Consider the following 13,689-nt stretch of genomic DNA (forward strand, 5'->3'; position numbering starts at 1 on the left):
TGGCTTTAGGTGGAATCAGTGCCTGACGGAGAAGGAGGAGACGACATGTCGTCGAGCGGCATACCGCAGGGCGATCAGGGCCTCAGCGTGGACGAGGCCGAGGACCTGCTCCGATGTATCTGCTTCAAGACGGGTCCGCCCCGCACGGTCGGGGTGGAAGTGGAATGGCTCGTCCACGAGCTGCGGGATCCGCGGCTTCCCGTCCCGCCCGAACGACTGGCCGCGGCCGTCGACACCGTACGGTCCCTGCCCCTGGCCTCGGCCATCACCTTCGAACCCGGTGGACAGCTGGAGCTCAGCTCGCCGCCCGCCGGATCCCTCATGAGCTGCGTCGACACCCTTTCGGCCGACCTGCGCGCGGTGCGCGACGCCCTCTCCCCTCTCGGGCTCTCCCTCAACGGGTACGGCGTGGATCCCTGGAACGCGCCGCGCGAGCGGATCCTGCGTGAGCCCCGTTACGACGCGATGGAGACCGTTCTCGACCGTACGGGTCCCGCCGGCCGGGCCATGATGCGGGACTCGGCGTCCGTGCAGGTCTGCCTGGACGCGGGTCACGAGGAGCCGGGGCCGCTCGGTTACCACCGCCGCTGGCAGATGGCGCATCTGCTGGGCGCGGTACTGGTGGCGGCGTTCGCCAACTCCCCCGTCCACGGCGGGCGCCGGACCGGCTGGCGGTCCACCCGGCAGGCCCTGTGGGCGGATCTCGACCCGGCGCGGGCGCTCGCCCCGCCGCCGGACGGCGAGCCGCGTGCCGCCTGGGCGGCACATGTGCTGGACACCCCGGTGATGTGCGTACGCGGCGCGGAGACGCCCTGGGACGTTCCGGAGGCGCTGACGTTCAGGGAGTGGCTGCGCACCGGGCGCCCCCGGCCTGCCGACGAGGACGATCTGCACTATCACCTGACGACCCTCTTCCCGCCGGTGCGGCCACGCGGGCATCTGGAGCTGCGGATGATCGACGCCCAATCCGGACCGGACGGCTGGATCGTGCCGGTCGCCGTGACCACGGCGCTCTTCGACGACGCGGAGGCGGCCGAGACGGTCTACCGGGCCGTCAAACCCCTTGCCGAGCGTGCTGGTTCGCTGACCGCTCCGCGCAACGAGCTCTGGCTGGCGGCGGCGCGGGACGGGCTCACCGACCCCGACCTTCACGCGGCCGCGCTGGTCGCGTTCCCCGCGGCCCTCGAGGCGCTGCCCCGGATCGGGGCGAGCGAGGCGGTCCGGCAGGCGGTGGCCGACTTCCACGAGCGCCATGTACGGACCGGCAGCTGTCCCGCCGACGAGCACCAGGAGGTGGCGTGATGACCGTGACCGACGAGCCGACGGTGCTGCGGCGGCGGGCGCTGGACGCGCTCACGACCGCGCGGGCCCGCACCGCGCTGCTCACCTCCTGCGTCGAGGATGACGAACTCACCGCTCAGCACTCACCGTTGATGTCCCCGCTGGTGTGGGACCTGGCCCATATCGGCAACCAGGAGGAGCAGTGGCTCTGGCGGACGGTGGCCGGGCGTGACGCGCTGCGCCCGGAGATCGACTCGATCTACGACGCCTTCGAGCACCCCCGCGCGTCCCGTCCCACCCTTCCGCTGCTGGCGCCCGCCGAGGCCCGTACGTACGCCTCGGACGTCCGGAGCCGGGTCCTGGACATCCTGGAGCGCACACCGCTGGAGGGGCGGCCGCTGGTGGAGGCGGCGTTCGCCTTCGGGATGATCGCCCAGCACGAACAGCAGCACGACGAGACGATGCTGATCACCCATCAACTGCGGAAGGGACCGCAGGCGCTCAGCGCACCCCCGCCGCCCGTCACGGACATCGGCCTCCTTCCGGCCGAAGTACTGGTTCCCGGCGGCGCGTTCACGATGGGCACCTCGGACGAGGCCTGGGCCCTGGACAACGAGCGCCCGGCGCACACCCGGGTCGTCCCCGCGTTCTTCGTCGACACCGTGCCGGTCACCAACGGCGCCTACATGGCGTTCCTGGCGGACGGCGGCTACACCGACGAGCGCTGGTGGCACGCGGAGGGCTGGGAGCAGATCCGCAGGCACGACATCGGCGCGCCGTTGTTCTGGCGGCGTGACGGCGGACAGTGGCTGCGCCGCCGCTTCGGCGTGACGGAGCCGGTGCCCGAGGACGAACCGGTGGTGCACGTCAGCTGGTACGAGGCGGACGCCTACGCCCGCTGGGCCGGGCGCCGACTGCCCACGGAGGCCGAGTGGGAGAAGGCGGCCCGGCACGATCCGGCGACGGGGCGCTCGCGCCGTTACCCCTGGGGCGACGCCGACCCCGAGCCCGGCCACGCCAATCTCGGTCAGCGGCACCTGCGGCCCGCCCCGGCCGGCAGCTACCCCGAGGGCGCCTCGCCGCTCGGAGTGCGGCAGTTGATCGGGGATGTGTGGGAGTGGACGTCGAGCGACTTCCTGCCGTATCCGGGGTTCACCGCCTTCCCGTACAAGGAGTACTCGGAGGTGTTCTTCGGTCCCGCGCACAAGGTGCTGCGCGGCGGGTCGTTCGCGGTGGACAAGGTGGCCTGCCGGGGCACGTTCCGTAACTGGGACCTCCCGGTGCGCCGCCAGATCTTCTCCGGGTTCCGGACCGCGCGGGATGCGGAGCTCTCCTGATGTGCCGCCATCTCGCCTTCGTCGGCGACCCGCTGCCGCTCGGCGAGCTGCTGCTGCGGCCGCCCTTCTCGCTGGAGCGGCAGGCCTGGCAGCCGCGTATGCAGACGAGCGGTGTGGTGAACGCGGACGGGTTCGGCGTCGGCTGGTACGCCGACGGCGACCCGGTGCCGGCCCGCTACCGTCGCGCCGCGCCCGTCTGGGGCGACCTCACCCTGGCCGATCTCGGGCGGGTGGTGCGCACGGGCGCGCTGCTCGCGGCGGTCCGGGGCGCCACCCGGCCGGGCGCGGACGGGGAGGCCGCGGCGTCCCCGTTCGCGGCCGGGCCCTGGCTCTTCAGCCACAACGGCGCCGTCGAGGGCTGGCCGGGGTCGCTGACCGGCCCGGCCGCCTCGCTGTCGGCCGCGGAGCTGCTCGCGCTGGAGGCCCGTACGGACTCGGCGCTGGTGTGGGCCCTCGTACTGCACCGGCTCCGGGCCGGTGACGCGCCGGTGCAGGCGCTCGCCGACACCGTACGGGAGGTCGCCGAGGCCGCCCCCGGGTCCCGGCTCAACCTGCTGCTCACCGACGGTACGGAGATCACCGCGACGAGCTGGGGGAACTCCCTGTGGCACCTCAGACGTCCCGACCGCGTGGTCGTGGCCTCCGAACCGTACGACGACGATCCCCGCTGGCACGAGGTGCCGGACCGCACGCTGCTGACCGCCACCCGTACCGATGTCACCCTCACCTCGCTCAAGGAGCCGTCCTCGTGAGCCCCTTCCAGCTGACCCGTACCCTTCCCGAGGACGCCACGGAGGCCGATCTGCGCGCCGACGTGCTCCACGGTCTGACCCGCATGCCGAAGGAACTGCCGCCGAAGTGGTTCTACGACGCGCGCGGCAGCGAACTGTTCGAGGACATCACCCGGCTCTCCGAGTACTACCCCACCCGTGCCGAGCGGGAGATCCTGATCGACCGGGCCCATGAGATCGCGGCGGCGACGGGGGCTCGGACGCTGGTCGAGCTGGGTTCCGGCTCCTCGGAGAAGACCCGCTTCCTGATCGACGCGCTCCTGCCGGAGCTGGACAGCTATGTGCCGGTGGACGTGAGCGAGTCGGCGCTGAAGGGGGCGGCCGAGGCGCTGCTCGAGGAGCGTCCCGGTCTCCACATCCACGCCCTGGTCGCCGATTTCACCCGGGGGCTCGCGCTGCCGGGAACTCCCGGGCCGCGCCTGGTGGCATTCCTCGGGGGCACGATCGGCAATCTGCTGCCCGCCGAGCGCGCGGTGTTCCTGCGCTCGGTACGGGCGATGCTGGCGCCGGGCGACGCGCTGCTGCTCGGTACGGATCTGGTGAAGGACGAGGCGACGCTGGTCGCGGCGTACGACGACGCGGAGGGGGTGACGGCGGAGTTCAACAAGAACGTGCTGGCCGTGATCGCCCGTGAGCTGGACGCGGACGTCCGGCCGGAGGACTTCGACCATGTGGCGGTCTGGGACCGGGACCGGGAGTGGATCGAGATGCGGCTGCGGGCGCGGCACGCGCTGACGGTGAAGATCCCGGAGCTCGATCTGGTGGTGCCGTTCGAGAAGGGCGAGGAGATCCGGACGGAGGTGTCGGCGAAGTTCCGTCAGGCGGGTGTGCGGGCGGAGCTGGCCGAGGCCGACCTCGAGCTGACCCGCTGGTGGACGGACAGGGAGGGGCGGTTCGCGCTGTCGCTGGCGACGGCTCTCTGAGCCGCCCGGGCGAGTTCGCGACGGTTCGGATACTGGATGCCGGATATCGGATCCAGTATCCGAATCTCCGCGGTGATGCCGCGGGCCTTCGCGATCCGCCAGAGGGAGGCGGCCAGCGGATCCTCTCCCACGAAGGCGGCGGGACCGACGGGCCGGTACTCCAGCCGTACCGGCTGGACCGGCGCGGAGGCGTCCAGGGCGGCCTGGAAGGCGGCGTGCCGGAAGGCGCCGCCGCCCCGGCCGCACCAGGTCGACCCCTCCGGGAAGACGACCACCCGCCCGCCGCCCGCCATCGCCCCGGCCATCGTGCGCACGGTCTCGGGCAGGGCTCTCAGCCGGTCGCGGTCGATGAAGAGGGTGCCGCCGCGCGCCGCCAGCGGGCCGAGCAACGGCCAGGACCTGACCTCCCGCTTCGCGAGCATGCGCCCGGGCAGGACGGCGGCGACGAGCGGGATGTCCAGCCACGAGATGTGGTTGGCGACGACCAGCAGCGGCCCGTCCGCGGGCACGGGGGCGCCGGTGACCTTCATACGGACGCCGAAGGCCAGGATCACCAGCCGGCACCACCGGCGGACGAGCGCCCGCCGGCCGCGGGCGGGCAGCAGCACCGCCAGCGGTGCGAGCAGCACCCCGGCGAGGACGGCGGTGACGCCCGTGGTCAGCCGGAGCGCCGCCAGGACCGGCCCGGCCGACGGGCCGGCGTGCCGGGCGCAGTCGCCGGGCGCGCACGGCGCCGTCGGCAGCCAGGGGGAGACGGGGCCGGCGGTGGTCACTGCGCCGGGGCGAGGGAGAGGAAGTGGCGGAGGTAGCGGGGGTTGGTGTTGCGCAGCGACAGCAGGACGTAGAGGTCGGCGACCCCGAAGTCGACGTCGTGCGCGGGCGCACCGCAGACCCAGGCGCCGAGCCGGAGATAGCCGCGGAGCAGGGGCGGGAGTTCGACGCGGCCCTCGGGGCGGGTGACGCCGTCGGGGGTCCAGAGCTTGTGCGGGGTGACCCAGTACTCCTCGGGGGCGAGGTGCTTGGCCTTGACGGTGTCCCAGGTGGCGGCGGCGAGCGTGCCGCCGTCGGCCAGCGGTATCGAGCAGCACCCGGCGAGCCAGTTGTGGCCGGTCCGGGTCATGTAGCGGGCGAGTCCGGCCCAGATGAGGGCGATGACGGCGCCGTTGCGGTGGGCGGGGTGGACGCAGGAGCGGCCGACCTCGACGAGGTCGTCGCGGATGGGGCCGAGGCGGCCGAGGTCGAACTCGCTCTCGGAGTAGAGGCGTCCGACGATGCGGGCGCGGTCGGGCGGCAGTACGCGGTAGGTGCCGACGACGTCGCCGGTGGCCTCCTCGCGTACGAGCAGGTGGTCGCAGTAGGCGTCGAAGGCGTCGATGTCGAGGCCCGGCTCGGGTCCGTCGAGGTGGGCGCCCATCTCGCCGGCGAAGACCTGGTGGCGGAGCCGCTGCGCGGCGCGGACGTCGTCCTGGTCACGGGCGAGGCAGACGACGTAGCGCGGCTGCTCCTCGGTGGCGCGGTCGGCAGCCAGTGGCTGCGGCTGCGCCGGGACCCCGGTGAGGGGGGCGGTCGTGAGGGTGACACCGGCGGGGACGGGGACGGCGGGTGCGACAGCGGCTACGGGCGAGGGTGCGGGCATGTCGGGCTCCTCCGGCGTACGGAAGGGGGACGGTGGGGGCCGGACCGGGTGAGCGGTGGTCCGGCTCCTTACTTCTTCCGTGGCCGACTGGATTCGACATGACCGTTCGGGGGCTCGCGGGTGTGTAGGTGCTGAATGCTGGTCGGTGGACCCCGCGTGGCCTGGTTCTTCGGTCGGGCCGGGCTATTCGCCGAGGGTCTGGGTGATCTTCTCGGAGGCGGCCCGGGCGGCCTTCTCGGGGTTCTCGCCCTGGAGGACGGCCGTCATGTAGGGCTTGATCGGGTTGGCAGCCTCGACGTCGGCCCACTGCGGGGAGTTCGGTGTGGCGCGGCCCCGGGCGGCCGCTCGGGCCATGACGGCGGTGGCCTCCTGGCCCTGGACGACGGACGCGAGGGAGGCCTTGTTGGGGACGTTGTTCATGGCACGGGCGAGCTCCGTCTGCCACTTCTCGCCGGCGAGCGCCTTGACGACCTCGATGGCGGCGTTCCGCTCGGGCGCGTTCTCCGGCACGATCAGGTCGGAGCCGCCGGTGAAGACCGCGCAGGGCTGTCCGGCCTTCTTGCCGGGTATCGGGAAGAAGCCGAGCTTGTCCGCGAGTCCGGGGTCGGCCTTGGTGATGGCGGCGACGACGCTGGGGGTGGCGATGATCTGGGCGACGTCACCCCGGGCGAAGACCTCGGCCTGGGGCGGCGTCTGTTCGTCGGCGTCCTTGGGGCCGGAGCCGAGGGACTGGAGGTCCTTGTAGAACTCCATGCCGCGCAGGGCTGCGGGGCTGTCCAGGGAGCCGGTCCACTCGCCACCCTTGTCCTCGGCGAGTTCGCCGCCCTCGTCCCAGATGAACCCGGCGAGGGTGTACCAGTCCTGTCCCGCGAGGTAGATGCCCTGGGACCCGGTGCTGTTGAGCTTCTCGGTGTCGTCGAGCCACTGGGCCCGGCTGGTGGGCGGCTTGGTGATGCCGGCCTGCTCGAAGAGGTCCTTGTGGTAGATCACGACCCGGTTGGCGGCGTACCAGGGGATCCCGTACTGGGATCCGCCGATGCGTCCGGGTTCGGCGAGGCCGGGCAGCCAGTCCTCGCTGCCGAGGTCGCGTACGGACTCCAGCGTGAGGTCGTAGAGCTTGTCGGTGTCGGCGTACTGGGCGACCTGGGTGTTGCCCACCTCGATGACGTCGGGGCCGCCCTCGCCCCGGATCGCCTCGGTGACCTTCTTCCCGATGCCCGTCCATTCCTGGATGGTGAATTCCAGTTCGACGCCGTCGTGTTCCGCTTCGTACGCGGCCTCGAAGCGTTTGAGGAAGTCCTCGCTGGCGCTGTCGCGCATCAGCCAGACGTTCACCGTTCGGGTCCCGCCCTCGTCGCCGGGGAGGAGCCCGCAGCCCGCGAGGGCGAGGGCGGTCGCGGCTGCCAGGGGGCAGGCCAGGTGGCGGTTCTTCACGTAGGTCACCTTCTGCGTTCCATGAATGGAGTGCGGCATGGGGAGCTGACCCGTCGTGGGGGGACCGAACGGCGTGTTCGTGCGGGTGCGTGGCCTGGATTCTGGTCTGGACCAACGGACTGGTCAAGCCCGGGGCTGTCCGGTTCCGGGCAGGCGTGCACGGGCACGCCCGCCCGTTGCCCCGGGCAGGACCGTCAGACGGCCGGTACGGAGTCCTCGAAGGCGGTGCCCGCCGTGCGGTAGGCCGCCACCTTGGCTGCCACCTGCGCCGGGGTCAGGACCTGGTCCTTCACGTGCAGGACGTAGTCGACCTTCTGGTCGTAGGACCGGGGTGTGGTCGACGTCTGGCCCTGGAGGTCGATGAGCCACTGGTTGAAGTTGATGGACATGGGGCGCTCGGGCAGATAGCGGGCGTCGTGGCGGCCGAACTCCTGGCCGTCGACGTAGTAGACGATCGTGTTGTCGTCGATGGTCAGGACCAGGTCGTGCCAGCCGGCGTAGCTCGCGCGCACCTCGGAGTGCTGGTTGACCGCCTCCCAGGGGTCGGGCCGGTAGGTCTCCCACGAGGTGGTGTAGAGGATGTTGGCGGGCTCGCCCCAGCCGCCGTTGGGCAGGTACTCGAAGTCGTACTCGGCGTAGTCGTCGGCCATCGGCGCCTTGAGGTCGTTGATGGTGAAGAAGGTCTGGACGAGGCGGTCGCCGTCCGGCCCGGAGACCGGAGCGTCGGAGAAGCGGACCCGTGCGGCGTACGTGCCGTTCTTGAACTTCGTCGCCCGGGTGAGGATCTCGGTCTGCCGGGTCGACTCTGCGGTGCCGGCGGTCGAGGTCCGCAGGTTCATGATCGAGTTGGTGCCCTCCTTGGCGAAGGTCACGTTCTCGGCGGCCCAGGTGGCGCCCGGCACACCCGGTCCGCCGGAGTTGGACCGCACGCTCCATCCGTGGGCGGAGACCGCGGGGTCGGTGTGGCCGGTGTAGTCGAAGTCGTCGAAGAGGGCGGCCCCGCCGGTGGGCGGCGGTGTGGTGGGGTCGGTCGGGGTCGGGGTGGGCTCGTTGCCCGCGGGGGCCGTGCCCCAGACCTGGACCCCGCCGACGGTGGCCGTGACCTTGCTCCAGTTCGCGTAGGCCGTCTGCGACGGACCGAACGAGTAGTCGTCGCTCTGGTTCAGCGGCTGCCAGTTGGAGCGGTGGAAGCGCAGCTGCATGTCTCCGGTGTCCGCGCCGGGGGCGAGACTGCCGGCGCCGGCGGTGAAGCCGACCTCCAGGTAGCGGTCGGCGGTGGCGGTGGGGTTGGCGAGGGTACCGAAGGTTCCGGTGAGGTTCGCGCAGCCCTTGACCGCCCAGGAGCAGGCGTAGGTGTACGAGGCTCCCGCGTCGGCCTTGAAGTAGTACCGCACCTTCACCTGGCTCAACGGGACGCTCGAAGAACCGGAGTTGACCACCTTGAACCAGGGCTCGGCCTGGTCGCTTCCGGAGGCGCTCTGCCGGTACTGGACGGTGACGGCCTCGCCTGCCGCGGCTGCCGGAAGGGCGGTCAGGGCGGTGGCGCCGAGGCCGGTCACGGCGGCGACGGCGAGCGCGGCACGTACCCGCAGGTTCCTGGTGCTCTTCGGTTCACTCATCGGGTTTCCTCTCCTGAGGGGGTGACGGGGGCGGGGGAAAGGCGGCGCGGCACCCCGAGGGCGTCGAGCCGGGTCCTGTGGTGGCGCAGCCGCGCCAGGAAGGCGTTCCAGTCGCCGCGGCCGGCCCAGGCGACCTCCGCGAGGGCGCAGAGCCGGGGGAAGGTCAGGTACTCGGCGTGTGCGGCGGTGGGCACGTACTCGGTCCACAACTGGGCCTGGGCTCCGAGCACCTGGGCGGTCTCCTCGGCGCTCCAGTGGCCGGGCGCCGGGTCGGTGCCGTGGACGGCGCGCAGATCGACGACGGCGCCGGGCTGACCCGGGGGCTCGTCGGAGCGTGCCGACTGCGGATAGTCGAGGTAGGTGGTGCGGTGCGGCGCCATGACGACCCGGTGGCCACGGCGGGCGGCGGTGCGGCCGTGTGCGGTGTCGCGCCAGGGCATGACGGTGAAGTACGGGGGGAGGTCGGCGCCGGTCTCGGTCCAGCCGAGGGGCCGGCGGCCGGCGTCGAGGAGATGGCCGCCGATCCGCTCCATGAACCAGCCGTGCAGGGCGGCGGGCCCGTCGAGCCCCTCCTCGGCGGCGCGCCGGCGCGCGGCGGGCGAGGCGTGCCATTCGGTGGTCGGGCACTCCTCTCCCCCGACGTGGACGTACGGCGAGGGGAAGACGTCCATCACCTCGTCGAGGACGTCGCGGCAGAAGTCCAGGACCTCGTCGTGGACGCCCAGGACCGTGTCGCACACCCCCCAGCGGTCCCAGACGTCGAGGGCACGGTCCGGCCGGTTGCCGAGCGCGGGGTAGGCGGCGAGCGCGGCCCTGACATGGCCGGGCATCTCGATCTCGGGGACGACGGTCACGCCGCGCTCGGCGGCGTGCCGGACCAGCGCGGTGAGCTCGGTACGGGTGTAGGCGCCGCCGTGCGGATGGCCGCCGACCTCGGTGAGACGGGGGCGGGACGTGACGGGCATGCGCCAGCCCTGGTCGTCGGTGAGGTGGAGGTGGAGGACGTTGAGTTTGTGGAGGGCGAGGAGGTCGACGTACCGGTGGAGGAAGGAGACGGGCCGGAAGGTGCGGGCGACATCGAGCATGGCGCCGCGCCAGGGGAACCGGGGTGTGTCGGTGATCTGCACACAGGGGACGGACCAGGCGACGCCGGGCGAGGGACCGTCGTACAGGGCCTGCACGGGAAGGAGTTGACGGAGGGTCTGGACGCCGGCGACGAGACCCTGGGGGCGGGCGGCGCGCATCAGCACGCCTTCGGCGCCGACCGTCAGGCCGTACCCCTCGTCGCCGAGTCCGGTGAGGGCGGGGTCGAGGGCGAGGACGACGGTGCCGTCGGACCGTTCGGGCAGGGGCAGACCGGTGGCGGGGCCCAGGAGGGTACGCAGCAGCCGGGCGGCACCTTCGGCGCCGGGGGCGACCTTGAGCGCGGTGGCGCGGTCGAAGGTGAACCTGCCGGACAGCTGGTGGAGTTGGGTGGGCTGCGGAACGAGTGGGGGCAGGCGCATGGCGTGCTCGTTATCCCTTCACGGCTCCGCCGGTCATCCCGGCGGCGACCCGGCCCTGCAGGACCAGGAACAGGACGAGGACGGGCAGGGCGAAGAGGGTGGAGGCGGCCATCGTGGCGCCCCAGTCGGTGCCGAAGACGTTGGAGAAGGAGGAGAGCCAGACGGGCAGCGTCCGGTCGTCCTGGTTCTTGATGATCAGCATGTTGGCGAAGGCGAACTCGTTCCAGGCGGTGATGAATCCGAAGAGCGAGGTGGCGAGGAGACCGGGCGCGAGCAGCGGCAGGGTCACCCGGCGGAACGCCTCCGCCCGGGTGCAGCCGTCGACCTGGGCCGCCTCTTCGAGCTCGGCGGGGACGGCGGCGAGGAAGGAGCGCAGGGTCACGATGGTGAAGGGCAGCGTGATCATGAAGTAGATCAGGGTCAGGGTCGCCAGCCGGTCGAGCAGGTCGGCGTCCCGGGCGATGACGTACATGGGGATCAACAGGGCTTCCCAGGGCGCCACCTGGGCGATGAAGACCATCAGGATGAAGCCCCGGCGGCCGCGCCAGCGCATCCGGGCGACGGCGAACGCGGCACCGAGCGCGACGACGAGCGCGAGCAGGACACAGCCGGCCGTGACGAGAAGGCTGTTGCGCCAGAAGAGCCAGAATCCGTCCGCCTCCACGGCGTCGGCGAAGTGCTCCAGGGTGAGGGAGGTGGGCAGGAAGACCGGGGTCTCGGTCTGGATGTCACGGGTGGGTTTGAAAGCGGTCAGGACCATCCAGTACACGGGGAAGACGGCGAGGACGAAGACGATCGCCGCGGCCGTGTTCAGCGGTAGGCGGCGCAGCGCGCGGGGTGTCACCGGTCGGCCTCCTGCCGGAGCAACTGACGGAAGTAGGCGATCAGCACGGCGACCAGGAGGAGCACGGTCAGGGTCGAGACGGCCGAGCCGAGGTCGTAGCGGTGCAGGGACTGCGCGATCCGGTAGGCGTAGACCGGCAGCGTGGTGGTCGCGTCGCCCGGGCCGCCGCGGGTGACGGCCCAGATCTGGGCGAAGCAGCGGAAGACCCAGATCACCTCGAGGCAGAGGACCAGGCCGAAGAGGGGGCGGAGCAGGGGCAGGGTGATCGCGTGGAAGATCCGCCAGGCCCCGGCCCCGTCCAGCCGGGCCGACTCGTACAGCTCCTCGGGGACGGTCATCAGCGCCGCGTGCAGGGCGATGGCCGCGAACGGGACGGACTGCCAGACCACGAGCAGGACGAGGACGGTGAAGGCGGCCGTGCCGTCGGCGAGCCAGGAGTACCCCTCGTAGGAGCTGAACCCCATCCGCACGAGCACCCAGTTGACGACCCCGAGACGGGAGGCGAAGAGCCACTGGAAGACGGTGGTGGTGGCGATGACCGGGCTGGCCCATGCCATGACCAGCCCGCTCGTCACCAGGATCCGCATCCGCCGGCTCAGCCTGCGCATCATCAGCGCGACCAGGGTGCCGATCACCATGATCAGCGCGACGTTGATCAGGGTCCACCAGAAGGTGCGCCGGACGACCTCCCAGAACTCGGGGTCGGCCAGGACGGTCCGGTAGTTGCGGAGTCCGACGAACACCGCGTCGCCCCGGATCAGTTCGCCCATCCCGTAGTGCTGGAGCGAGATCAGCAGGTTGCGGACGAGAGGGTAGCCGAGGAGCAGGGCGCCGCCGAGGACCGTCGGCGCGACGAGGAGGTAGGGCCAGAGTGCGGCCCGGCGCCGCCCGCTCACGAGCCGAGGGTCTTGGTGATGCTCTCCGACGCGTCCTTGGCGGCCTTCGCCGGGTCGGTACCGGTGAGCACGGCGGTCAGGTACTGCTTGATCGGGTTGGTGGCCTCGACGGCCGCCCACTGGGGGGAGTTGGGCGTCGCGCGGCCCTGCGCGGCCCCGGCGGCCATGGCGGCGGTGCCGGGGTCGTCCTGGATGACCTTGGCGAGCGAGGTGCGGTTGGGGACGTAGCTCATCGTCCTGGCCATCTCCGTCTGCCACTTCTCACCGGCGAGCGCCTTGATGACCTCGTAGGCGGCGTCGGGGTGGGCGGAGGCCTCGGGGACGATGAGATCCGAGCCGCCGGTGAAGACGGCGCCGGGCTTGTCGGCCGACTTGCCGGGGATCGGGAAGAAGCCGAGCTTGCCCTTGAGCGCGGGGTTGGCCTCCTCGACGATCTTCGCGCCGCCCGGTACGGCGATGATCTGGGCGACGTCGCCCTTGGCGAAGACGTCGGCCTGCGGGGGCTTGGCCTCGTCGGAGTCCTTGGGCCCCTTGCCGAGGGCCTGGAGCTGCCGGTAGAACTCCATGCCGGCCAGCGCTTCCGGGGTGTCGAGTGCGCCCTTCCACGTCTCGCCGTCGCGTACGGCGAGGTCGCCGCCGTCCTCCCAGACGAAGCCGGCGAGGGCGTACCAGTTCTGGCCGGGCAGGTAGATGCCCTGGGTCGGGCCCTTGTTGAGCTTGGCGGTGACGGCCAGCCACTCCTCGCGGGTCTTGGGCGGGGCGGTGATGCCGGCCTGCGCGAAGAGGTCCTTGTGGTAGATGACGACCCGGCTGGCGGCGTACCAGGGGATGCCGTACTGCTTGCCGTCGATCCTGCCGGGCTCGGCGAGTCCGGGCAGCCAGTCGGCGCCGTTCAGCTCGTCGGCCTTGTCGCTGAGGTCGCGGACGCCGCCGCTCACCGCGTACTGGGCGATCTGCGTGTTGCCGACCTCGATGACGTCCGGGGCGTCGTTGCCGGCCAGGGCGGCGGTGACCCTCTCGCCGATGCCGTCCCACTCCTGGATCTGGATGTCGAGGGTGGTGCCCTGGTGCGTCGCCTCGAAGTCGGCGCGGAAACGGGCGAGGAAGTCGTCGGTGACGCTGTCCTTCATGATCCACACGGTCACCTCGCCGGAGTCTCCGGCCTTCGGGTCGTCCGTCGAGCCGCACGCGGTGGCGCAGAGGGCGAGGGTCGCCGCGACGGCGACGGGCGCTGCGAGGGATCTGGTCTTCACGGGCACCTCGGAGAAGGAGAATTGACCAATTGGTCAAGTGGTCAGCTGCGTGACCAGAAGGTGGCATGGACCAATGAGGCCGTCAACCCCTTGAAAAATATGCGTTGTTCACAGACTCGCCGCCCGGGAGTCTGGCTAGGATGAGGCTTACCAGTTGACCAGTCAGGAGT

Annotated in this window: 12 protein-coding genes; 4 read left to right on the forward strand and 8 right to left on the reverse strand. The window is 71.7% G+C overall.

Annotated features, from left to right (window positions below):
- The first annotated feature begins 45 nt into the window (after positions 1–45).
- The 4 genes from egtA to egtD are packed head-to-tail and all read left to right on the forward strand — an operon-like array spanning position 46 to position 4,332.
- Positions 46–1,302, forward strand: coding sequence for an ergothioneine biosynthesis glutamate--cysteine ligase EgtA (gene egtA, locus ACF1G2_RS02680; protein ID WP_391796481.1), 1,257 nt, complete (start codon positions 46–48; stop codon positions 1,300–1,302).
- Positions 1,302–2,618 (forward strand): ergothioneine biosynthesis protein EgtB, encoded by a 1,317-nt coding sequence (gene egtB, locus ACF1G2_RS02685; RefSeq protein WP_391796482.1) that lies wholly within the window; start codon positions 1,302–1,304, stop codon positions 2,616–2,618. The genes egtA and egtB overlap by 1 nt, the downstream gene beginning before the upstream one ends.
- Positions 2,618–3,370, forward strand: coding sequence for an ergothioneine biosynthesis protein EgtC (gene egtC / locus ACF1G2_RS02690; RefSeq protein WP_391796483.1), 753 nt, complete (start codon positions 2,618–2,620; stop codon positions 3,368–3,370). The genes egtB and egtC overlap by 1 nt, the downstream gene beginning before the upstream one ends.
- Entirely contained in the window at positions 3,367–4,332 is a 966-nt protein-coding gene (gene egtD / locus ACF1G2_RS02695) for an L-histidine N(alpha)-methyltransferase (RefSeq protein WP_391796484.1), read from the forward strand. Before egtC ends, egtD begins: the two co-directional genes overlap by 4 nt.
- Here the strand turns inward: egtD and ACF1G2_RS02700 are convergent.
- From ACF1G2_RS02700 to ACF1G2_RS02735, 8 genes are all read right to left on the reverse strand, one after another.
- Positions 4,227–5,105, reverse strand: a complete 879-nt coding sequence (locus ACF1G2_RS02700) for a lysophospholipid acyltransferase family protein (protein ID WP_391796485.1) — start codon at positions 5,103–5,105, stop codon at positions 4,227–4,229. The genes egtD and ACF1G2_RS02700 overlap by 106 nt on opposite strands.
- Positions 5,102–5,968, reverse strand: coding sequence for a GNAT family N-acetyltransferase (locus tag ACF1G2_RS02705; protein WP_391796486.1), 867 nt, complete (start codon positions 5,966–5,968; stop codon positions 5,102–5,104). The genes ACF1G2_RS02700 and ACF1G2_RS02705 overlap by 4 nt, the downstream gene beginning before the upstream one ends.
- A 183-nt stretch (positions 5,969–6,151) precedes the next feature.
- A complete protein-coding gene (locus tag ACF1G2_RS02710; protein WP_391796487.1) occupies positions 6,152–7,402 on the reverse strand; it encodes an extracellular solute-binding protein in 1,251 nt (416 codons plus the stop codon).
- A gap of 194 nt (positions 7,403–7,596) precedes the next feature.
- Positions 7,597–9,021: a cellulose binding domain-containing protein gene (locus tag ACF1G2_RS02715; protein WP_391796488.1), complete on the reverse strand. Its 1,425-nt coding sequence runs from the start codon at positions 9,019–9,021 to the stop codon at positions 7,597–7,599.
- The gene (locus tag ACF1G2_RS02720; protein WP_391796489.1) at positions 9,018–10,526 is read right to left on the reverse strand and encodes a beta-N-acetylhexosaminidase; all 1,509 of its coding nucleotides are present in this window, start codon (positions 10,524–10,526) and stop codon (positions 9,018–9,020) included. The genes ACF1G2_RS02715 and ACF1G2_RS02720 overlap by 4 nt, the downstream gene beginning before the upstream one ends.
- A 10-nt stretch (positions 10,527–10,536) precedes the next feature.
- Positions 10,537–11,370 carry a carbohydrate ABC transporter permease gene (locus tag ACF1G2_RS02725; RefSeq protein WP_391796490.1) on the reverse strand — a complete coding sequence of 278 codons (834 nt, stop codon included), beginning with the start codon at positions 11,368–11,370 and terminating at the stop codon, positions 10,537–10,539.
- Positions 11,367–12,266, reverse strand: coding sequence for a carbohydrate ABC transporter permease (locus ACF1G2_RS02730; protein ID WP_391796491.1), 900 nt, complete (start codon positions 12,264–12,266; stop codon positions 11,367–11,369). Before ACF1G2_RS02730 ends, ACF1G2_RS02725 begins: the two co-directional genes overlap by 4 nt.
- A complete protein-coding gene (locus ACF1G2_RS02735; protein WP_391796492.1) occupies positions 12,263–13,519 on the reverse strand; it encodes an extracellular solute-binding protein in 1,257 nt (418 codons plus the stop codon). Before ACF1G2_RS02735 ends, ACF1G2_RS02730 begins: the two co-directional genes overlap by 4 nt.
- Positions 13,520–13,689 lie beyond the last annotated feature (170 nt).

The sequence above is a fragment of the Streptomyces sp. NPDC013457 genome (genome assembly GCF_043089925.1).
Taxonomy (GTDB): Bacteria; Actinomycetota; Actinomycetes; order Streptomycetales; family Streptomycetaceae; genus Streptomyces.